At 56.1% G+C, this 21,804-nt stretch carries 21 protein-coding genes; 8 read left to right on the forward strand and 13 right to left on the reverse strand.

The window, feature by feature from the left end; genetic code table 11:
- Position 1: 1 nt before the first annotated feature.
- From FGO67_RS15785 to rpsB, 6 genes are all read right to left on the reverse strand, one after another.
- Positions 2-841 (reverse strand): phosphatidate cytidylyltransferase, encoded by an 840-nt coding sequence (locus tag FGO67_RS15785; RefSeq protein WP_203301644.1) that lies wholly within the window; start codon positions 839-841, stop codon positions 2-4.
- A 22-nt stretch (positions 842-863) separates the two neighbouring features.
- Complete coding sequence (uppS, locus tag FGO67_RS15790; protein ID WP_203301645.1) at positions 864-1,634, reverse strand: polyprenyl diphosphate synthase; 771 nt, start codon at positions 1,632-1,634, stop codon at positions 864-866.
- 70 nt (positions 1,635-1,704) lie between these two features.
- Positions 1,705-2,262 (reverse strand): ribosome recycling factor, encoded by a 558-nt coding sequence (frr, locus tag FGO67_RS15795; RefSeq protein ID WP_203301646.1) that lies wholly within the window; start codon positions 2,260-2,262, stop codon positions 1,705-1,707.
- A 70-nt stretch (positions 2,263-2,332) separates the two neighbouring features.
- On the reverse strand, positions 2,333-3,061 hold the full coding sequence (pyrH, locus tag FGO67_RS15800) for a UMP kinase (RefSeq protein ID WP_041342512.1): 729 nt from the start codon (positions 3,059-3,061) through the stop codon (positions 2,333-2,335).
- Positions 3,062-3,243: 182 nt separating this feature from the next.
- The gene (gene tsf, locus FGO67_RS15805) at positions 3,244-4,113 is read right to left on the reverse strand and encodes a translation elongation factor Ts (RefSeq protein ID WP_203301647.1); all 870 of its coding nucleotides are present in this window, start codon (positions 4,111-4,113) and stop codon (positions 3,244-3,246) included.
- Between the two features lie 89 nt (positions 4,114-4,202).
- Entirely contained in the window at positions 4,203-4,955 is a 753-nt protein-coding gene (gene rpsB, locus FGO67_RS15810) for a 30S ribosomal protein S2 (RefSeq protein WP_041342506.1), read from the reverse strand.
- Positions 4,956-5,208: 253 nt separating this feature from the next.
- On the opposite strand from rpsB, the gene map reads away from it, so the two are divergent.
- Genes map through dapE form a run of 6 tightly spaced genes read left to right on the forward strand, consistent with a single transcriptional unit; the run spans position 5,209 to position 12,350 of the window.
- Positions 5,209-5,979, forward strand: a complete 771-nt coding sequence (gene map, locus FGO67_RS15815) for a type I methionyl aminopeptidase (protein ID WP_203301648.1) — start codon at positions 5,209-5,211, stop codon at positions 5,977-5,979.
- Positions 5,980-8,625, forward strand: a complete 2,646-nt coding sequence (locus tag FGO67_RS15820; RefSeq protein ID WP_203301649.1) for a [protein-PII] uridylyltransferase — start codon at positions 5,980-5,982, stop codon at positions 8,623-8,625.
- Positions 8,622-9,824 carry a succinyldiaminopimelate transaminase gene (gene dapC / locus FGO67_RS15825; protein WP_203301650.1) on the forward strand — a complete coding sequence of 401 codons (1,203 nt, stop codon included), beginning with the start codon at positions 8,622-8,624 and terminating at the stop codon, positions 9,822-9,824. Before FGO67_RS15820 ends, dapC begins: the two co-directional genes overlap by 4 nt.
- Positions 9,821-10,168 (forward strand): ArsC family reductase, encoded by a 348-nt coding sequence (locus FGO67_RS15830; protein WP_203301651.1) that lies wholly within the window; start codon positions 9,821-9,823, stop codon positions 10,166-10,168. The genes dapC and FGO67_RS15830 overlap by 4 nt, the downstream gene beginning before the upstream one ends.
- Positions 10,169-10,198: 30 nt before the next feature.
- Positions 10,199-11,227, forward strand: a complete 1,029-nt coding sequence (gene dapD / locus FGO67_RS15835; protein WP_203301652.1) for a 2,3,4,5-tetrahydropyridine-2,6-dicarboxylate N-succinyltransferase — start codon at positions 10,199-10,201, stop codon at positions 11,225-11,227.
- Positions 11,214-12,350 carry a succinyl-diaminopimelate desuccinylase gene (gene dapE / locus FGO67_RS15840; RefSeq protein ID WP_203301653.1) on the forward strand — a complete coding sequence of 379 codons (1,137 nt, stop codon included), beginning with the start codon at positions 11,214-11,216 and terminating at the stop codon, positions 12,348-12,350. Before dapD ends, dapE begins: the two co-directional genes overlap by 14 nt.
- Before the next feature lie 21 nt (positions 12,351-12,371).
- On the opposite strand, the gene FGO67_RS15845 is transcribed toward dapE, so the two are convergent.
- Positions 12,372-12,590: a SlyX family protein gene (locus FGO67_RS15845; protein ID WP_041342487.1), complete on the reverse strand. Its 219-nt coding sequence runs from the start codon at positions 12,588-12,590 to the stop codon at positions 12,372-12,374.
- 315 nt (positions 12,591-12,905) lie between these two features.
- On the opposite strand from FGO67_RS15845, the gene FGO67_RS17255 reads away from it, so the two are divergent.
- Positions 12,906-13,463, forward strand: coding sequence for a cold-shock protein (locus FGO67_RS17255; protein WP_203301654.1), 558 nt, complete (start codon positions 12,906-12,908; stop codon positions 13,461-13,463).
- Between the two features lie 41 nt (positions 13,464-13,504).
- On the opposite strand, the gene FGO67_RS15855 is transcribed toward FGO67_RS17255, so the two are convergent.
- The 3 genes from FGO67_RS15855 to FGO67_RS15865 form a co-directional block, all read right to left on the reverse strand.
- Positions 13,505-13,879, reverse strand: a complete 375-nt coding sequence (locus FGO67_RS15855; protein ID WP_203301655.1) for a hypothetical protein — start codon at positions 13,877-13,879, stop codon at positions 13,505-13,507.
- Positions 13,851-15,254 (reverse strand): hypothetical protein, encoded by a 1,404-nt coding sequence (locus tag FGO67_RS15860; protein WP_203301656.1) that lies wholly within the window; start codon positions 15,252-15,254, stop codon positions 13,851-13,853. The genes FGO67_RS15855 and FGO67_RS15860 overlap by 29 nt, the downstream gene beginning before the upstream one ends.
- A 79-nt stretch (positions 15,255-15,333) precedes the next feature.
- Positions 15,334-15,774, reverse strand: coding sequence for a VOC family protein (locus FGO67_RS15865; RefSeq protein WP_203301657.1), 441 nt, complete (start codon positions 15,772-15,774; stop codon positions 15,334-15,336).
- An 80-nt stretch (positions 15,775-15,854) separates the two neighbouring features.
- On the opposite strand from FGO67_RS15865, the gene FGO67_RS15870 reads away from it, so the two are divergent.
- Positions 15,855-16,754 (forward strand): DUF1853 family protein, encoded by a 900-nt coding sequence (locus tag FGO67_RS15870; RefSeq protein WP_203301658.1) that lies wholly within the window; start codon positions 15,855-15,857, stop codon positions 16,752-16,754.
- 20 nt (positions 16,755-16,774) lie between these two features.
- Here FGO67_RS15870 and FGO67_RS15875 read toward each other — a convergent pair whose 3' ends face one another.
- The 3 genes from FGO67_RS15875 to FGO67_RS15885 all read right to left on the reverse strand — a co-directional run bounded on the left by FGO67_RS15875 (position 16,775) and on the right by FGO67_RS15885 (position 21,802).
- Positions 16,775-17,299, reverse strand: coding sequence for a hypothetical protein (locus FGO67_RS15875; RefSeq protein WP_203301659.1), 525 nt, complete (start codon positions 17,297-17,299; stop codon positions 16,775-16,777).
- 79 nt (positions 17,300-17,378) lie between these two features.
- Entirely contained in the window at positions 17,379-18,452 is a 1,074-nt protein-coding gene (locus FGO67_RS15880) for a hypothetical protein (RefSeq protein ID WP_203301660.1), read from the reverse strand.
- A complete protein-coding gene (locus tag FGO67_RS15885; RefSeq protein WP_338039586.1) occupies positions 18,449-21,802 on the reverse strand; it encodes a toxin VasX in 3,354 nt (1,117 codons plus the stop codon). Before FGO67_RS15885 ends, FGO67_RS15880 begins: the two co-directional genes overlap by 4 nt.
- Positions 21,803-21,804: the final 2 nt, after the last annotated feature.

Consider the following 21,804-nt stretch of genomic DNA (forward strand, 5'->3'; position numbering starts at 1 on the left):
GTTACCACTGTCCGGCGGTGAGCCAGCCAAGTTGAGTGATGATTAAAGCAAACACCGGAATGGCTACGGTCAGGCTGTCGATGCGATCCATGATACCACCATGGCCGGGCAACAGCTGACTGCTGTCTTTAACACCGCGAAACCGTTTGAGCATGCTTTCCAGCAAATCACCCAACACCGACACCAAGCCGGTCGCCAGACTAGCGAGGACTAGGAATGCCGTTTCAGGAACACTGGCGGATACAATCAGACTGACCAGCACAGCGAAGACACCAACGGCGACCAGTCCGCCCCAGACACCGGCCCAGGATTTACCCGGGCTGACTCGCGGCGCCAGCTTGGCCTTACCAAAAGCGCGGCCGGCAAAAAAGGCACCGATATCGGCAACCCAGACCACACAGAATACATAGAGGATCGCCCACAGGCTGTTGCTGACAGTACCGAAATCCAGCACGCCAGTGCGAAGGTGATTCAAACCTACCCAGGCCGGCAGTAGCACCAGTAGACCCATGATCGCGCGGGCCGGCACGCTGCCCCAACCGCCCGATCCGGCGGGATAACTGCGAACCAAAAGGAAACTGACAAACCACCAGGCCAGCGCCAACCAAAGTACAGCAACCGCCGGTACGTTCAGGAGCCCATAAAGAATCGCGGCAATGACAGCGGCGTAGGCCACACGGCCGCCCTGCCCCTCAATCCCGGACAGGTTGGCCCACTCCCAGGCCCCAAGCGTGATGATGGCGCCGGTGAACAGGGCAAAACCAAGAGGCGGCAAAAAGAAAATGCCACCAATAGCGATGGGAGCCAGGATCAATGCGGTAATAATTCGGGTTTTTAACACGGTGAAGGTCGCTATGGTTTCGTTATTGTTGTGAGGCTTTGGCGGCTATCTGGTCATCGGTCTGGCCGAAACGGCGCTGACGACCAGCGTACGCCTGCAGCGCCTTGCGCATCTCGTCGGCCTTGAAGTCAGGCCAGAACACAGGGGAAAAGTACAATTCCGTGTAAGCGAGGTGCCAAAGCATGAAGTTACTGATGCGCTGCTCGCCCGCAGTGCGGATCATCAGATCCGGCATCGGCAGGTCACCAATACTAAGGTGCTGCTGAATCAGGTCATCTGTGATATCGGAAGGTTCAAGCTCACCCGCACGCACCTTGGCAGCAACCTGCCGGCTCGCCTCGGCGATGTCCCAGTGTCCGCCGTAGTTGGCGGCAATGACCAGGGTCATCCGGGTGTTGTGACGAGTCAGCTCTTCCGCCTCGTCCATGTGCTTCTGCAGCGCGGCACTGAAAGCTGAGCGATCACCAATGATCCGCAACCGGATGTTGTTGCGGTGCAGTTTCTTAACCTCACGCTCAAGAGCAAACAGGAACAGCTTCATCAGCGCCGACACTTCGTCTTTTGGGCGCCGCCAGTTTTCACTGGAAAACGCGAACAGGGTGAGCACCTCCACGCCTTCACGCCCGCAGGTCTCCACCACGGCCTTGACGGCATCCACGCCCGCCTTGTGCCCAGCGACACCCGTCAACCGGTGCAGCTTGGCCCACCGATTGTTACCGTCCATGATAATTGCCACGTGCCGCGGCCGGCTCTCTGCCGACATCGGAATCTCTGCGGATACCGTTCCCGTCATGAAACCCTCTGCTCGACCGGGGGAGAAGTAGCCCCCGGATCATCGTTCGCGTGCAAGAAGATCCTGGCGATCAGACCGCCATCAGATCCTCTTCCTTGGATTTCAGAGCCTTTTCGACTTCGGCGATGTAGCGGTCAGTGAGCTTCTGGATCTCGTCCTCGCCTCTACGCTCATCATCCTCAGTGATTTCCTTTTCCTTCAGCAATTCCTTGATGGTGCTGTTGGCATCGCGACGGGCGTTGCGAATGGAAACCCGGCCGTGTTCGGCATCGGCCTTGGCCTGCTTAACCATTTCCTTACGGGTCTCTTCGGTCAGCATCGGCATGGGTACCCGGATAACGTCGCCATTGGTCGCCGGGTTGAGGCCCAGGTCAGAGGTCATGATGGCCTTCTCGATGGTCGGCACCAGGTTCTTCTCCCACGGCGTAACCGTGAGCGTACGGTTATCTTCGGTGTTAACGCTCGCTACCTGCTTCAGCGGTGTTGGCTGGCCGTAGTAGCTCACCATGACGCTGTCCAGAATGGCCGGGTTCGCCCGACCAGTACGAATCTTCTTGAAAGCCGAATGGAGCGACTCCAGGCTCTTCTGCATTTTCTTTTCGGCTTCTGCTTTGATGTCGTTAATCACTTCAGCATCCTCGATTCATTCGTCAAATCATGTGTTGCCATGGCTTCAGGCCCATAGTCCCAAGGCCCGGCTACTCGATAAGTGTACCTTCTTTCTCGCCGGTTACGATGCGCGTCAGGGCGCCCGCCCGGTTCATATCAAATACTCGCAGCGGAATGCCGTGATCCCTGGCCAGACAGATAGCGGTCAGATCCATGACACCCAACTTCTTGTCCAGCACTTCATCGTAGGTCAGGCGATCGTACTTCTCAGCACTGCTGTCCAAGTAGGGGTCTGCGGAGTATACGCCATCCACTTTGGTCGCCTTGAGCACGGCGTCCGCCTCGATTTCAATGCCACGCAGGCAGGCCGCCGAATCGGTGGTGAAAAAGGGGTTTCCGGTACCGGCACAGAAGATGACCACGTCACCGTCCTTCAGGTCCCGCACCGCGCGACGACGATCGTAATGCTCGACAATGCCGCTCATGGGGATCGCCGACATTACCCGGGTCCGAATGTTAGACCGCTCCAGCGCGTCGCGCATGGCCAGACCATTCATCACCGTGGCCAGCATGCCCATGTGATCACCGGTAACCCGGTCCATTCCAGCCTCGTTCAATGCCGCACCCCGGAACAGGTTGCCGCCACCAACCACCAGGCCGACCTGCACACCAATACCAATCAGCGCCCCGATTTCAAGGGCCATACGATCAAGAACTTTGGGATCAATACCGAAATCGTGCTCTCCCATCAGGGCCTCGCCACTGAGCTTGAGCAGAACACGCTTGTATCTGGGCTGGGTTTTGGATGATGTCGGCATGAGGATCCCCTTTTCGTCTGTTGGCTGCGGTCCGGCGTAATACGCGTCGCAGGCTTGTATCTGACATACTCCTCATAAAAAGGGGTATCTCAGATACAAGCCCGCCACGAAAGCCAGGCAGACCTGACTAACGTGGCAGACTCAGATGGCACAGTGGTGTTGAACCCGTGCCGAAAGAAGGATCAGGCCTTGCTGGTGCCAGCTGCCGCAGCAACTTCAGCAGCAAAGTCCACTTCTTCTTTCTCGATGCCTTCGCCCACTTCCAGACGAACGAACTCGACCAGCTCGCCACCGGCGGACTTGATCAATTCACCCACAGTCTGGTCCGGGTTCTTAACGAAAGGCTGCTCAACAAGGCTGTTTTCCTTGAGGAACTTCTTGATCCGGCCGCCCATCATCTTCTCGACGATTTCGGCTGGCTTGCCTTCCATGTCCGGCTGGGCCTTAATGACTTCTTTCTCTTTCTCGAGCTCTTCAGCAGGCATCTCTTCCGGCTTGCCAACACGCGGGTTAACAGCGGCAGCGTGCATTGCGATGTCACGAGCAGTTTCAGAATCGCCAGCGGTCAGGGCAACCACACAAGCAATCTTGTTGGTGCTGTGAACGTAGCCACCGACAACCGGGCCTTCAACCTTGACCAGACGACGCACAGTGATGTTTTCGCCGATCTTCTGAACCAGCGCTTCGCGCTTGGCTTCCAGATCGCCTTCCATCAGCTTGGCAACGTCGGTTTCGCCATTTTCGAAAGCGACGGCCAGAACGTCGTTGGCGAAGTTCAGGAAGTTGTCGTCACGAGCAACAAAGTCAGTCTCGGAGTTTACTTCCAGAATGTAGGCGACGGTGTTGTCGTCAGAAATCTTGACCAGAGATACGCCTTCAGCAGCAGTACGGCCAGCTTTCTTGGCGGCCTTCAGGCCTGAAGACTTACGCAGCTCTTCGATCGCCGCGTCGACACTGCCTTCAGCTTCTACCAGTGCTTTTTTGCACTCCATCATGCCAAGGCCAGTACGCTCGCGCAGCTCTTTGACCATTGCAGCGGTAATTGCAGCCATGTTCAATCCTCTCAACTATTACGAATTCGGTGGGAAGTGCGCCCGGAGCAAGCCCGGGCGCACTTTACATCTCAACGTGAAGCTAACGCTTATTCGGCGGCCGGGGCGGCGCCTTCAGCGTCTTCGCTAACTTCTACAAACTCGTCAGCGCCTGAACCTGCAGACTGCGATGCTTCCATGCAGGTGTCAGCAACGGCTTTCACGTAGATCTGGATCGCACGAATCGCGTCGTCGTTGCCTGGGATCACGTAATCAACGCCATCCGGATCGCTGTTGGTATCAACAACACCAATAACAGGAATACCCAGCTTGTTGGCTTCCTTGATTGCGATACGCTCGTGATCCACGTCGATTACGAACATTGCGTCCGGCAGGCCGCCCATGTCCTTGATACCGCCAATGGAACGCTCGAGACGGTCCATTTCACGGGTACGATCGAGAGCTTCTTTCTTGGTCAGCTTGTCGAAAGTGCCGTCCTTGCTCTGGGCTTCCAGATCACGGTAGCGACGGATCGACTGACGGATCGTCTTGTAGTTGGTCAGCATGCCGCCGAGCCAGCGATGGTTAACGAACGGCTGGCCAGCGCGCTCTGCTTCTTCCTTGACGATCTTGGCCGCAGCACGCTTGGTGCCAACGAACAGGATCTTGTTCTTGTTCTCTGCCAGCTGCTGAATGAAGTTCAGCGCTTCATTCATGGCAGGAACGGTCTGCTCAAGGTTGATGATATGAATCTTGTTACGGGCGCCGAAGATGAACTTCGACATTTTCGGGTTCCAGTAGCGAGTCTGGTGACCGAAGTGAGCACCTGCCTTCAGCAGGTCACGCATATTTACCTGAGCCATGATAGTTACCTTATTTAGCTTCGGGTTAGACCTCCACGCGTCCGATTGCCCCAACCCGCCTTCATCTAACTGAAGGGAGGCACCCTGGGACAACGTGCCGACACGTGTGTGAATTTGCCGGATTTGTTTCCAGCGGGCGCGTTTATACCATAATTCAAGCAGACAACGCCATTATTTTTACCAGCACCCTTCCTTGTACCTAGCCTCTCGCGCCCTTAAAATGCCGGTTTGATACAAATCAATGGGAAGCCCGATGCAAGTATCGATCAAGACCCCGGAAGAAATCGAAAAAATGCGCGTTGCCGGCCGCTTGGCCGCCGAAGTGCTCGAAATAATTGGCGAACACATCAAGCCTGGAATCAGCACCGAAGAGATTGATCGAATCTGCCACGACTACATCGTGAATGAACAGAAGGCGATCCCGGCCCCGCTGAACTATAAAGGGTTTCCGAAATCAGTCTGCACTTCCGTCAACCATGTGATCTGCCACGGCATCCCGTCAGAGAAGAAAATCCTGAAAGATGGCGACATCCTGAATATTGATGTCACGGTTATAAAGGATGAGTATCACGGCGACACCAGCAAGATGTGGACAGTTGGCAAACCCAAACCCGGCACTGAGCGACTGATCAGCATTACCCAAGAGTGCCTCTATAAAGGTATCGAACTGGTTAAGCCGGGCACACGCTTGGGCGACATCGGCCACGTTATCCAGCAGCACGCTGAAAAGCACCGCTATTCGGTGGTTCGTGACTACTGCGGCCACGGCATTGGCAAGGTGTTCCACGAAGAGCCGCAGGTGATGCATTACGGTAAGCCCGGCACAGGCATGGAACTGCAGGAAGGCATGACCTTCACCATCGAGCCAATGATCAACCAGGGCAAGTACCAAACCAAGCTGCTGCCAGATGGCTGGACCGTGGTCACCAAGGATCACAAGCTGTCGGCTCAATGGGAACACACTATTCTGGTCACCGCCGATGGCCACGAAGTTCTGACCAAACGAGCGGAAGAGTCCTTCTAAGTGGACCTGAGCGAACTGGAGTCGCGCATCAGCAACGACACCTCCCCGGTGTCTGCAGCCCGTGAGCTGTTACGAGAGCGGTATAATGCCGACGCGGAGGCCTTTCGTCAGGGCGCGGATGTTCGCGCCCTGGTCCATTCCCGAGCCGACACCGTGGACACGGTGCTCAGGCTGATCTGGAATCGCTACCCCTTCTCCAGCTCGCCAGACATAGCCCTGGTTGCGGTCGGCGGCTATGGCCGCGGCGAGCTGCACCCTCAGTCAGACATCGACCTGCTAATCCTGACCCGCTCCAGTATTGAAGAGAGCTGGCAGGACGACCTGAGCGCCTTCATCACCCTGCTGTGGGATCTGAAGCTCGACATTGGCCACAGCGTTCGCAGCATAGAGGAAAGCAAAGCCGCTGCCCGCGATGACGTCACCATCCTCACCAACCTACTGGAAACCCGCACCATCGCGGGTCCGGACGAGCTACGGGACGAACTGAGCACTCAGGTCTATGGCGATGGCGTCAGCACCGATCGCGATTATTTCATCGCCAAGCGGCAGGAACAGCGGGATCGCCACGACAAATACGGCGACACTGAATACAACCTGGAACCGAATGTGAAGGGCTCGCCCGGCGCATTGAGGGATATCCAGACCATTGGCTGGATCACCAAGCGGCACTTTGGCCTCCAGAACATCGCAGATCTGACCCGATTCAGCATCCTGACGGAAGAAGAACACCAGATTCTGTTCCAGGGCGAGACCTTCCTCTGGCAGCTTCGCTACGGCCTGCAACTGCTGGCTGACCGGCCCGAGAACCGACTGCTGTTCGACCATCAGCGCGCACTCGCACAAATGCTCGGCTATCACGATGAGGGCAAGCGCCTGGGTGTTGAGCTGATGATGCAGTCCTACTACCGAACGGTGCTGGCACTGGCGGAGCTCGCCGACGTTATCCTTCAGTACTACGATGAAGCGATCCTCGGTACGGGCACCGCTGACGACATCCAGCCGCTGAACAAGCGCTTCCAGATTCGCAACCGCTATATAGAAGCGGTCAACAATCAAGTGTTCGCCTACGCCCCCTACGCCATCATGGAAATTTTCGTGCTGATGGCGCAGCACCCGGAGATCAAGGGAATCAGGGCCACGACCATTCGATCCCTGCGAGCCCACCGACACCTGGTTGATGACGCCTTCCGGTCGGACCTGGCAGTAACCACGCTGTTCATGGAACTGCTGCGAACCCCGCATGCCCTGGACCAGACCCTGTCGGCCATGAAGAAGTACAACGTGCTGGGCCGGTATCTGCCGGAATTTGGCCAGATTATCGGGCAGATGCAGCATGACCTGTTCCACATCTATACCGTGGACGCCCACACCATGCGGGTGATCCGCAACATGGTGCGACTAAACAGCGCCGGGGCACGCACGGAATACCCGCTGGCCTCACGACTGATCCACCGTTTACCGAAGCTGGAAACCCTGTACATTGCCGGCATCTATCACGATGTTGCCAAGGGCCGTGGCGGCGACCACTCGGAGCTGGGCGCAATTGATGCTGAGGCCTTTTGCCAGCGACATCACCTGAGCGAGCGCGATACCAAGCTGGTGTCGTGGCTGGTGGAGAATCACCTGCTGATGTCGATGACGGCACAGCGCAAGGACATCTCTGATCCCGACATCATCCACAACTTTGCCCAAGCAGTGCCCAGTCAGGCGCACCTGGACTACCTGTACGTGCTGACCGTCTGCGATATCAGCGCTACTAACCCGAAACTGTGGAATACCTGGCGCGCCTCCCTATTGCGCCAGCTGTACATTGAGGCCAAGCGCGCCTTGCGCCGGGGCACGGAAACACCGATTAAACGCCACGAATGGGTCAGCGCCACGCAATCGGAAGCCCGGGAAATCCTGCACGCCCAGAATATGACCGACGAACAGATTGATCACATCTGGGACACGGTCGATGAGGACTATTTCCTGCAGGATTCGACCGTGGATATTGCCTGGCAGACGGCCGCCATTATCCGCCACGGCGACAATCCGGATCCCCTGGTGCTGATTCGCGATACCCGCGGCGGCCCCACAGATGGCTACTCCCAGATCATCATCTACATGAAAGACCGGGTCGCGCTGTTTGCTGCCACCACGGCGGTGCTGGAGCAACTGAATCTCAACATCGTGGATGCGCGGATAAGTTCGAGCGAAGGCCCCTACTCCATCAGCTCCTATGTTGTGCTGGATGAAAAAGGCCAGCCTCTGGGCACAGACCCGGCGCGAAAGGATCGGGTACGCAAACGCCTGATTGAAGAGCTGGACGATCCTGATGATTACCCCGACATCATCCATCGCCGCACACCGCGGCAGCTGAAGCACTTCGCGTTTCCAACCGAGGTGACCTTCTCAAACGACACCATCAATCAGCGCACGGTCATGGAAGTGATTACGCCCGACCGACCTGGCCTGCTGGCCCGAATCGGGCAGGTACTTCTGGATCACCGGGTGCGCCTGACCAATGCCAAGATCGCAACCCTCGGCGAACGAGTGGAAGACGTCTTCTTTGTGACCGACGAACAGGGCGAACCCCTGCGCGATCCGGCGACATGCCACGAATTGCAGCAAGACCTCTGTAAAATGCTGGACGATATTCAATGAATCCAAATCTGGACCGACTTCATCCCTACCCCTTCGAAAAACTGGCCAAGCTAAAAGCAGGTATTTCCACACCAGAACGCCTGCGGCCCATCTCCTTGGGCATCGGCGAGCCCAAACATCCGTCGCCCGAATTCGTAAAACAGGTCATCGCGGACAATCTCGATAAGCTCGCCAACTACCCAACGACCAAGGGCACCGACGAGTTGCGCACCACCATCGCTGAGTGGGCAACCCGACGCTTCCAGCTTGAAGCCGGCTCGCTGAGCGCGGCCGACAACATTGTTCCGGTCAACGGAACCCGGGAGGGCATTTTCTCCCTGGTACAGTCCGTTGTCGCAGGCAGCGATTCCGCCACGGTGGTTAGCCCGAATCCGTTTTACCAGGTGTATGAAGGCGCCGCCTTCCTGGCTGGCGCCACCCCTGTCTACCTGCCCTGTGACGGATCCAACGGCTTCATTCCTGATTTTGGCTCGGTACCGGATTCGGTCTGGCAAGACTGCCAGATCCTTTTCCTGTGCTCGCCCGGCAATCCCAGTGGTGCCGTGATGCCCCGGGAGACCCTGGTACAAGTCATTGAGCTCGCCGACAAGCACGACTTCATCGTTGCCTCGGACGAATGCTATTCCGAACTTTACCCCGATGAAAACCAGCCGCCCGAGGGCCTCCTGCAAACCTGCGCCGCCATTGGTCGCAATGACTTTGCCCGCTGCATCGTGTTCCACAGCCTGTCCAAACGCAGTAACTTGCCAGGTCTGCGATCCGGCTTCGTGGCCGGCGACGCCTCGGTGCTCAAGGGGTTCCTGAAATACCGCACCTACCACGGCTGCGCCATGCCCATCCACAACCAGCTGGCAAGCATTGCTGCCTGGCAGGACGAGGCCCACGTAGTTGAAAATCGAACCGCCTATCGCGCCAAGTTTGAGGCCGTAGTGCCGATCCTTCGCGAGGTTATGGACGTTGAGTTCCCAGATGCAGGTTTTTACCTGTGGCCAGTCACACCTATGGACGACGAAACCTTCGCCCGGGAATTGTCAGCCCAGCAGAACGTGCATGTGCTGCCCGGCCGCTATCTGTCCCGCACCGTTGATGGCCATAACCCCGGGGAAAATCGAGTTCGGATGGCCCTGGTGGCGCCCCTGGAAGAGTGCGTGGAAGCCGCAAGGCGCATTGTTGAATTTGTGAAGGCAAATACTCCATGAAGATTTACGGCATCAAAAACTGCGACACCGTCAAGAAAGCTCGCAAATGGCTCGACGAGCAAGGCATTGAACACAGCTTCCACGACTTCAAAAAAGATGGCCTGGATGACGCCCTGCTCCAAAGACTGGAACAGGCCGTTGGCTGGGAAACCCTGCTTAACCGCCGCGGCACTACCTGGCGCAAACTTCCGGACGAGGTTCGTGATACCATAGACGGTTCATCTGCCCACAACCTCATGCTGGAAAACCCTTCCATCATCAAACGACCGGTGGTCGAGCATGAAGGTTCGATTTCCGTTGGCTTCAAAGCCGACGACTGGGCCCAACAGTTTTCAAACGCTTAAGTCTGACGATCATAAAGGAGCAACCACCTGATGAGTTTCGCATTCGGTATCGGCATCGGCACCCAGAACAGGCAGGGACATTGGCTGGAAGTCTATTACCAGCAGCCGGTTATGACCCCCGATAACGCCCTGATGGAAGTGGTGCAGAACGCCCTGGACTACAAGGGCGGAAATCAGGCGATCAGTGCCACCGCCGAGCAGCTCAACCAACTTGCCCATGCCCTGCGTCAGATCGGCGAGGCCGACCAGGCACGGCTTGCGGAAACTGCCGCAAACAGCAAACGTCCGGTTGTGGTGACTATCCTGGAAACCGACGACACAGCCTCCAGCACGCCTGAGGTATACCTCAAGCTGCACCTTATCTCCCATCGCATGACCAAGCCTCACGCTTTGAAACTCGATGGTATCTTCGGATTACTTCCGAACCTCGCCTGGACCAGTGAAGGCGCTATCGACCTGGGCGAGCTGCCGGACCGCCAGCTGCAGGCACGGGTTGAAGGCCGCACGCTGGAAGTGAAATCCGTCGATAAGTTCCCGCAGATGACCGATTACGTGGTGCCAACCGGCGTACGAATCGCCGATACCGCCCGGGTACGTCTCGGTGCCTATGTCGGCGAAGGCACTACTGTCATGCACGAAGGCTTTATCAACTTCAACGCGGGTACCGAGGGCACCAGCATGATCGAGGGCCGCATATCTGCGGGCGTCATGATCGGCAAGGGCTCCGACCTAGGTGGCGGCTGCTCCACCATGGGCACTCTGTCCGGTGGTGGCAACATCATCATCGCGGTGGGTGAGAACTGCCTGATTGGCGCCAATGCCGGCATCGGCATCCCCTTGGGTGATCGCTGCAAGGTTGAGGCCGGCCTGTACATCACCGCCGGTACCAAAGTAGCCCTGCTGGATGACAACAACAAGCTGGTGGAAGTTATCAAGGCCCGTGACCTGGCCAACCAGCCCGACCTGCTGTTCCGTCGCAACAGCCAGACTGGCGCCGTGGAATGCAAAACCAACAAGTCCGCCATCGAGCTGAACGAAGAACTGCATGCAAACAACTGAGTCGAAAACCCTTGAGCTGGCCGTCGACCTGATCCGCCGGCAATCGGTCACACCGGATGACGCGGGCTGTCAGGCGCTGATGATGTCGCGCCTGGGACCGCTCGGTTTTGACGGCGAAAACCTGAGGTTTGGCGACACTGACAACCTCTGGGCCCGAAAGGGTTCAGAGGGTCCGGTGCTGGCCTTCGCCGGTCACACCGACGTCGTTCCAACGGGCCCGGAGAAAAACTGGGCACACCCTCCGTTTGAGCCGGTCATTAAAGACGGCTTCCTGCTGGGTCGCGGGGCGGCCGATATGAAAGGCAGCCTCGCAGCGTTTGTCACCGCCTGTGAACGCTTCGTTGAGGCGTATCCGAACCATCGTGGGTCAATCGCGTTGCTGATCACCAGTGACGAGGAAGGCCCTGCCCAGGACGGCACCGTGAAGGTGGTCGAAACCCTGGAAGCCCGGAACGAGAAGATTGACTGGTGCCTGATTGGTGAGCCCTCAAGCACGACGGAAGTCGGGGATGTGATCAAGAACGGTCGCCGGGGCTCTTTGCACGGCTACCTGACGGTTCGGGGTGTTCAGGGCCACGTCGCCTACCCGCATCTGGCAGAGAACCCGGTACACACAGCGGCACCGGCACTGGACGCGCTGGCCCGCGAGTTCTGGGACAATGGCAACGATTTCTTCCCACCCACGACCTTCCAGATCACCAAGATCGAATCTGGAACCGGAAGCAACATCATTCCCGGCGAGTGCCTGGTGCATTTCAACTTCCGTTACTGCACCGAGAACACCGCCGAGAGTCTTGAAGAGCGGGTGGTCGCCATCCTGGACCGTCACGGCTTGAAATATGATCTGGACTGGCATTTGAGTGGCCGGCCGTTCCTGACCGACCGCGGTGCGCTGGTTACAGCCAGCCAGAATGCGATCCGGACGGTCACCGGTCGGGAAACCGAGCTGTCGACCTCGGGCGGAACATCCGATGGGCGCTTTATCGCCCCTACTGGCGCTCAGGTCGTGGAGCTCGGCCCCATCAACGCCACTATCCACAAGGTGGACGAGTGCGTGAAGGCCGAGGATCTGAATACGCTTTCCCGGATTTACGAGCAAATTCTGGTTGAGCTTCTGGCCTGACGCCGCCCCAGCCGCCCTGCCTCAGTAGTGAGGGGGCGGTGTTTCTTCCTCTTCACTCTTGATGTTCGAGGGGGAAACTTCTTTCAATTGCCGATGTAACAGTTGCTTGGCTTGCCACAACTCGCGAAGCTCTAATTCCTGCTTGGCCACCTGCTCACTCAGCGTATTGATGACGTCATCCTGGAACGCCATCCGCGTTTCCAGTTCGTCGAGTCGTGTTTCCAGATCTTTCTCACTCATGACTGCTGCTGCAACTCCCGTGCACGGAACGTTTGAGAATGTGACTGTGTAACTATCTGCCCCTTTGATTTCTTTTGCTGATAGCTTTGGTAGATAGCTTTAGTAGATAGCTTCGACTGATAACTTCGGCACGTTCAGGGCTGTTGAATACCATTGCCTTGGTCAGCAAACCGGATAATCTGCTATCATGCCGCTTTTGCCCGCAGGCGCCTTTACCAACAGGCCAACCGGCGGTTTTCATCGACCGGGTATGCGATTTTACCCGATATCCGGTTTTTTATCGTTAGCGTTACAAGAATGGAGAAATCTTAGTCAATGCGTAATCCAGCCAAAGCGATCCTTGTTGCTCTTTTGATCGCCATTCCAGCTCCTTTTATCCTCGGTTTCCTGCTGGTGTCATTTACCCCGGAACTGTTTCAGATCCTTTCGCAGTCCGAGTCCAGCGAGTTGGCCAACAGCACCACGTTTGTCCTTGGCAGCGCCCAGGGTATTGCCGCCTACATCATTGCACTAGTGATCTTCACCGTGGCCGGTTTCCTGGCAGTTTCCCTGTCGGCCAAGCAGAAGAGCACAACACGCAGCTCATCTGGTTCAACCGCACGCTCACAGAGCCCGTCGTATAATGATGACGATGACGCCGACTACGACGACGGTAGCCCCGAGGGTGACGAAGAAGGCACCGTGAAGTGGTTTAACGTGAAGAAAGGCTTCGGCTTTATCGTTCGCGACAGTGGTGACGAGGTATTCGTTCACTTCCGCGCCATTCGTGGCCGCGGCCGCCGGGTTCTGCGTCAGGGCCAACTGGTTCGCTTCAATGTTGTAGAAGCGGACAAAGGCTTGCAGGCAGACAACGTGTCGATCCTGAGCGACTGACACCGGTGTCCATGAAAAAGGCAGCCCTCGGGCTGCCTTTTTTAGTTCCAGACGACCAGGTTTTCACCCCGGTGATCCAACCGCCACCATTTTTCATCGGCGACCGGCTCCCCTTCCTTCCAATCGCCCGGACTGCATCGGATCTCCGTATCCATGGAACGCCAGGCGCTCCTCGCGCACTCCAGGTCGGTATGCCAGGGCAGACTCTCCCCTTCCATCACCAGACAGGTGAAACGTTTTCCGAACGCACCTGGATACAGCGATATCCTCAACCGTTTACCTGCACACAGGGCGTGCCCCTTGATCACTGACGTCACCTGACTGTCATCCAGCTCCAGACTGTCCAGATGACCAGTCAGCCACTGTGAAACAGTGCCCTCTGCAAGGTCACGAATGTATATTTCCAGATCCTGCACCGGCTGAATCTCCATCCTGTTGATTACAATGCAGCACATAGTGAACCGGGCCGGTGTCCGCTGCAAGCCAACGTTCCAGTTCATGCTCCAGGTCAGCCACCAACAATCGCCTCAGCGTGCCTTCTGCTTTTCGCTCACACCAGTTTTTTCCCAGTGCAGCTTGCCGGCGCTCGATGTCGTCGAGCGCATCAGAGATCGGAGGTGCCGCCTCCGCACGTGCCAGCGCCACCAGATGCTGCCGGTGCAAAGTATCTGCCGCGCCGGCCAGAGCCACCCTGCCCATGGGCCCGCAACGGGCAAACAGATCCAGCCTGGCGGCGGCCCGCTCCACCCACTCCAGCATGGCACCGGGAGTGGCTATACGGTTGTTTGAACAATGGGCCGCAAACCGAAGGACCGGCGCGGAAAGCTCAATCTTCCAACGCCTTTCGATATCAGGCTGATGTGCAGTCAGTATCGCCTCGCGCTGAGTAGCATCGCAATTCGGCAAATCGACAATCTGCAGAGAGCGCCCCAGACGACGCTCGAAGTAACAATGATCTTCCTCTGCGCGCTCGGGCCCGAGTAACAGTATCGGTCCTCGCCAGTTGGTGACCAGCTCAGACGCCAGACTTCCTGGCCGCTCCATCATGAGCATCAGGTCTGATGGCGATGTGTTGTCCAGTATCAGCAATGGCCACTCACGCGGGGAGGTCTGATCTGACGCAGCAAGAGCCGGCAAATCGTTGGCCATTACCTCGGCCTCGCGACGCAGATCCAGCTCCAGATAATCCCGATTGACCGCCGCCAACATAATTGGCAGCCAACTGGACTTACCGGCTCCCCGTTCTGCTCGGATCCAAAGCAACGAAGAGGATGACGCGGAAACCGTGATGGCAACATCTTCCGCCAACTCCACCCACTGCGCATTGGTAACCACCAGGGGCGCACCGGTGTTGGATTCGATTCCTGCCGGGAAAGTGTCTATGCCTTCACATGGCCAACTGGGCACCAACTCAAGCACCGCAACATAGGCCTTATCCTGCAAACGCTCCATGCCCGTCGTGAGCACGCTGAGAAGCAGACTCCATTCGAGCCAGGGGGCGCTGCTGAGGTCTCGGGCGCACGCAAACCAGTCGACCAGCTGAGACGACAACGCGCCCTCTGCACCAACCTCGGTAACGATCGGTTGCTCACACTGGACGGTTCGCACCAGCTCATCAAGATCTATCCCGCAGCCGCGCAGAAAACGGGGAATATCGGGGCAGGTATCAAGAAGCGCGAGCAGAAAATCTTCCACAGTGATAACGGCACCACCGCGCTCACTAACGCTGTCTCGCGCTTTTACCAGCGCCGTCTGGCATTCAGGCGCCAGGCATCCTTGCCAATCATCCATCACACGCTCCATGTTGTAACCGCATCATCCTGATGCAAAAAACTGGGGCCGCTGCATTTAGTGCCCCGGATCCGGCAAGCTACCAGTTACCGGTGTTTTCCATGCTGACCCAAGGCTCTTTTGGTGCAAGCGCCTCACCTTTTTGTAGAAGTTCGATGGAAATGTTGTCCGGGGTGCGCACGAAAGCCATATGACCATCCCTGGGAGGCCGGTTAATGGTGACACCATTCGCCTGCAGGCGCTCACACAGCGCGTAGATATCATCTACCCGATAAGCCAAGTGGCCAAAATTCCTACCGCCGGAATACTCCTCGGGATCCCAATTGTAGGTCAGCTCAATCATGGGAGCCTTCTCTTCGCGGGCACGCGCTTCATCTTCTGGAGTCGCCAGAAACACCAGAGTAAAACGGCCTTTTTCGCTGCTCTTCCGACTGATTTCTTTCATGCCCAGAAGGTCACAGAAAAAGTGCAAAGTCTCGTCGAGGTTGCTGACACGAATCATGGTGTGCAGGTATTGCATATCGGCTCCTGATTACGGCTTACTGATGTAGGGCGTGGGTTCGCCCTTAACTGACAACCAGTTTACGGTATTCTGGACGGATGACAGTACGTACCCCTAACAATAGCCTTCTGGAATTCCGCCACCCGGCGGTGCGCCATCTCGCCTGGCTGTGCTCGGCCCCACAGCTCCTCTTTGCGTCGGCTTCATTTCAGCCCGCCGACTACCTACCAGCGGATTACCCAGAACGACTTCTGGCCTGGGACCAGAATCTGGACACAGCGCCCGCGTTGCTCAGAGAACCACCCCAACGGCGCTTGGGCTTTTATTTCGAGCGCCTCTACGAAGTCATGCTCACTGATCTGCTTGGCTGGCCAATCCTGCTAAAAAACGCCCAGATACAGTCGAACGGACATACCCTCGGTGAGCTGGATTTCGTTGTTCACAACACCACTGAGAATCGAATTGAGCATCATGAAATCGCAATCAAGTACTACCTTGGCGTACCGAACGGCAACGACACCGCTCTCTGGTATGGTCCCAATGCCCGGGATCGCCTCGATCTGAAGAGCGACCGACTGATCAATCACCAGAGCACCCGCACCCATCAGCCGGAAACCCAGGCCTTACTTTCCGACCACGGCATCACCGGGCCGCTGACCGCCCGGATCTTCATGCCGGGTTACCTGTTTTATCCATTATCGGACTATCTGGAACCACCTGCCGAAACGCCAACCAATCATCTTCGTGGTTGGTGGACCTACGCCAACGACCTGACTACAACCGACACGTCGTCCTGGGTTCAACTGCACAAGCCTCACTGGGTCGGGCCCTGGCGTCAGTTTGAAACACCTGAAGCTGACTCTACAGAGCACTCGTTGACTCTGATAAAGCACGATCAGATACCTCGCCTGTATGCAGAGCTCTGGTTTGACCAACCCACAAATAGCTGGTGCGAAAAGCGACGAATCTTTGTAGCACCGGCGGAATGGCCTATCTAGGCTTCAGCATAGGAGTCACGCTATTCAAGGACAAAGCGCCCTTGATTGTCTTTACGGATCGCCGAGAACCCCATATGTGGAAATAGACGCACTTTGAGAAAGTAGGCCAACGCGAAATTGATAACAGCTATGAGCAGCCCAAGGATCGAGATGACGGGTGTTACTTCGAAAATGTAAATGTAGTCGGCCACCGTCATAAAGCAGAACATCAAAAAACATGCGAATCCGAGAAAGCTCATCCGGGCAATACCGATGACGTAAAGCACTGTGATGATGCCGACAAAGAAAGACACTTCAACAACCAAATCGGCATGCACCGATCCGAACTCTATCCACGCTGCACATATGCCAAATATGGTTTGTGCAAGTACAAAGAAAAGTAGCAAGTAATTAATGTAAATCAGGCGGCCAGTCGCGGGTTGAATCCGAACGGTCGCAATCTTCTGAGCAAGTCTTTCTTCATTGCCTACATCGCCGCGCATTTGCTCAAAGACATCTGCCCGGCTTTCTCCGTTTTCTAATCGTTGACGAATTTCCTTTCGCATAATCTGTTCATCCTTTGAACTGAGCTTCAAATCATAACGATTTAGACTTGAGCGCCTAAAAAGTTTCCTCCGATGAATATTAAATTGGCCACGCTTCTGCTGGTCGCACTTTTCTGTAATCAGCCATAGACGTCTTGCCAAGCTGGGGCGTCAATTTGCACTCGCGAGACGCCCAGGGGTACTGGCTTTGCCGCCTTAACATCTGAGCACCTTCACCGGCTTTCCAGGCTTCCAGATCCAGGTCGCGCCAGTACCGTGGGTTTCGATTCGTTTCAATGTCGTGTTCGCGAGTCACAGGATCCAGATGACGGAACGGCTCCAATCGAGGCACATCGGGTAGTGGTTCAGACACGTCCATGTAGCGTTGGAGCATGTCCCATAGCGCCAGCACTTCGTTTTTTGAGGCTTCAATGCCGCTGAGCCACGTCTGGTTGAACGTCTTCTGGGTGTAACGGTGGACAAACATCAATCGGTAGAAAATGCCCCCGTGCTGGATCACTCGCTCAACGTAGGCATCGAATTCCACGAACGGCGCTTCAAAGAATCGTTTTCGCCCCATCGCAAAACGAAGCTGACCGCTGAGGCGATTTAGCTCGCTGTATCCGTCTTCGAAAGTCTCGTCCAATTTACTTTCAATGGTTTTTTCGAAAGGTTTTAGCAAAAAACCGATGCCGGTACTCATTAGCCAGTTAGTGGTGTAGGGGGTAGCCCATATAGCGAGGCCTAACCATCCAAAGGTCAATAAGACGAAAAGGATCACCAATAGCGTGGCGGGCACGCGGTGGATGAGATCAAACTCACTGATGCCCCAGATCATGAGTCCCGGCCCCCCAAGCCAGAGCATGAGTACCCATGCGAAAGGGATAATCAATATCAAAAATTTTAAGCCGAGCTTCCCATTGAGGAAACCTATTCGCTCATGACTCCACCACCAATCCGCATCTTTAAATTCCGGATCGATATGGTCTTGGTCTTGCACCGCTTCAACGTCCCTCTCCACAAGAAAATATGGATTTAAGCCGGCATAGTCCCCCGCTGGCTGCAGTTCGTCACCAATTCGCGGGCGCTTGGCCGGGCATTCCGGAAGCGCACCAATACTATTTGACGAATACGCGTTGAAAGCATCATGCCTGGCGTTTTCCATGTCGCTCACACTTCTTCCTCAGTAAAGAACCAATAGGGCGCGTCCGGCTGAGCCAATGGATCGGACGCAAAGCGTCCCTTGGCAGGAGGATTTCCATGACGCGAAAGCTCGAAAGGCTCATACTCATCATTCACAGGGGTTGGCAGCACAATCGAACCCAGTTCAGTGCGAACAACCGCCTGAACTCCGACTCTCACTGTGGTCCAAACAGCCTCGTCATAGCCCCAGTAGCTCCTACTTTCGTTCTCCAGTTGTCTTTTAACCAGAAAACGCACTCCTCCTTCATCGGGCAAAGATTGGCGAGCCACCACTTTTCTTAAAGGCGTTGTAGACGCTATGTACTGGTTCTCTACCTTCCCAGCAGGCCCATGCGTATCGATCGACGCAGAAGTATAGGCAACTTCCTGAACCAGAAGATTAAACGAGTTGTGAGGTGTTCCCGGCAGTTGAGAGGAAGAAACCATCAGCCTGCTCACTAATGGCATTCGAACCGTCACTACGTAGTCTTCCGGGTCCGGCGACTGCGTCGCGCGGGAGAACTCAAGATCCTTAGCGACGCTCTGGTAAGTTTGCACATCAACAACGATCGGCGACATTAAAGTCATTAATTGAGCGAAATATGCGTCGTCAGTGACGTTACTTTGGCTTGGTTTCGGATAGAGCCCTAGTGGTCCACGTTTAATGAGTTTTTCGAAGGCGTCGTCGGCGACGTTGTTAGCGTATAAACTCCCGCCCAAGACCAGACTCATCCCCAGTAGCGCCCAGCCCCACCCAGGAATAGATAAAAGCGTGGCCATGAGAGGGTGCGCGACATAAATCAGCCCGCCGGTGAACGCGACTGCATGCCCAATGGCGGCATCGAAATCTCTATTGTGAAAACCGAGCGCCATTTCCGCGCAACTCAAAACTGCTGTGACAGCACCTGCGACAAAGCTTGCCAACCCGACCACCCGTACCAAGCTCGGGGCACCGACTTTTCGCAAGCGATTACCAATGAAAAACCAGTTCTTAACGTCGAAAAGTGGCCGTGTGGCAATCCGATATTGTCTTGCATTAGAGACTTGAGCCCCACCCAGTTGTCCCAAAACTTGGGCCAATTTAAAGGATGCTGCCGTTAGATCCACGGCTGCGCTAACAAATTTTGACAACAACAATGGCCACTGTTCATTCCCCTGACGAATACCTTCAATCGACGCTCTTGCTTCAACAAAAACGTTGAAAGCCGCCAAAACCACGAGCCCACGGGAAACAGCGGGTCCATCCACTATGTCCTTGGCTTTTTCCGCAATATCTACCTTGATCAAACTGAGCTTCCTCGCCTCAGCATGCCCCGCCGGCGCATAAAAAACCGATGCATGACCGGCGGCTTTTTGAATTGCCAATTCCATTTCGTCCGCCGCCCGAGTGGGGCTGGTCGAACCTAACATTGCGCCGGAGTCGTCCACCAAGTCGGCGTAGAGATAATCGTTTTTACGGGTCAGAATGCCCTCGGTTCGGTCAAACTCCGTGAGTCCGCGAGTCAGGCCCTCTCCCCTCACACCAAGAATCGTGCCCGACGACTCAACGCCTCCACGACTGACAATGCTGATGCCAGCGAGCGACGGATCGGCGAGAGTGAAGTTCGAGACTGCCGACGCCATCACACGCTGCACCTGGACCTGGTTGACCGTCCCCTCTTCTATGAGCCGCTCGCACACTTTGAGCACCGCAGTACACCATTCCTCCAGCGAGCGGATGACCAGATTGCCCACTTTGCCGGCGTCCTGGATATTCTTAGCAATGCTCGTCGCACCTTCTTCACGTTCGTGAAGCTGTTTTTCCAGGTATGCGAGGGACTGCAGGTTCAGGCGGTCCAGCATTTCCTCAGTGATTTCGCTGGAGTCCTCCGTCAGTTGCTGGAGTTTGTGGTATCGAGATTCCGTGTCACTCACCTCATCGCTGTTTTCGGAACCTGGTTTCTGAGGAGCCCAGGCAGCCAGGAAACCGCTGTTGAAAAGCCACCCTTTGAGGCTCTTGAAGAGGTCGTAGTCACGAGCCACCCCATTTGCCCGCATTACACCGGGAATCTGCTGCAGCAGATTCAACTGATCGGCAATCAGCAGGTAGCCCTCGCAGATCGCTACATCGGTGCAAGCGCAATAATCATTCAATACAGCCTCGAGCACGGAGCTTTTCATCATCTCTTGCAGCCGTTCAACGTGACGATCAATCACTGCGACTGCGTGGTCTTTCTCTTTGGTGTCGAGCACCTCATCAAGTTTGTCTTTGTTGATGGCGTCGGCGTACTTCTGCAAGTCGGTTTTGCGATCAAGAGTGAGCGGGTCGAACACCGCCTGTCGAATGAGCATGGCTGAGTGAGCCATAGGTTTCTGTTTAAGCGATACGTCGACCGCATCGAGATAGTGAAGCGCCAGATGCAGTTGACTGAGGGAATGCCGCAGCTGAAACAGCGGATCAGGAATGGAAACGCACACCACGCCCTTCTGGTCACGAAGGTCCTGCAACAGGTCTTCACCCTGGCCAACATGAAGATCCATGTTTAGCGGCGGCTGATCTTCTTCGGCTATCTGCGTCAGGCGGTGCTTCACGCGCATGCAAAGCTCTCTGGCGTTCGGCACTTCGAAATCGGGCAGAAACTCAGCGGGATCTTCCAGCATAAGTTCGATACCAAGATCCCGGCCCCGAATTCCCTGCACATTGGTAATTTTTGAGGCGGGATAGCCTTTATCAAAGACAAGTTCATCCAAAGTGGCTGCCGGCCAGGCGTGATCAATGCCCGTGGTCCGGGCCTGCCTGGAGGTCGCGTTTTCTTCCAGACGACGAATATAGGCCCAGTCCCACTGCACCTCGCTGAAGGCCACTCGTATCTCACTGAGAACCGCGCGGCCCTGAAGAAGCACGGGAACAAGGATGTTTGACAGCCATTCGCCTTCACTGACCCGATTTCGGTTTCCGGTCTGCTCTGCCCCGTTTGAGGATTGTCGGACGGCTGAAAGATCAACGTCACTCATTAAACCGGCCGCATCCACTTCCAGTTCGCGCCACAGCTCCTTGCCCCGGAATACGTAAAGATACCCGGGGCGCAGCAGGGCAACCCCTTTGCCGGTATGAAAGGTCAAGCCACCGGACTTTACGGGTAGGTTGTTGGTCAATTCTGCCAAAGGCTTGATCCGAAGCAGGGTATTTTCCTGGTGTTCGTCCTGCTCGATATTCGATCGGGCCTTCTCGATCAGTGGCAGGTGGATGTGCCCGCCGGCTCGCCTGGGCACAGCCAGAACCATGGTTCCCCGGTTCTGGTCATCATAATCCGCACGCCGGCGGATGGCGTTGCCCAGAGTCTCATCGTTGAAACTCAGCATAT

It is taken from the genome of Marinobacter sediminum, from assembly GCF_016820575.1.
GTDB classification, from domain to species: domain Bacteria; phylum Pseudomonadota; class Gammaproteobacteria; order Pseudomonadales; family Oleiphilaceae; genus Marinobacter; species Marinobacter sediminum.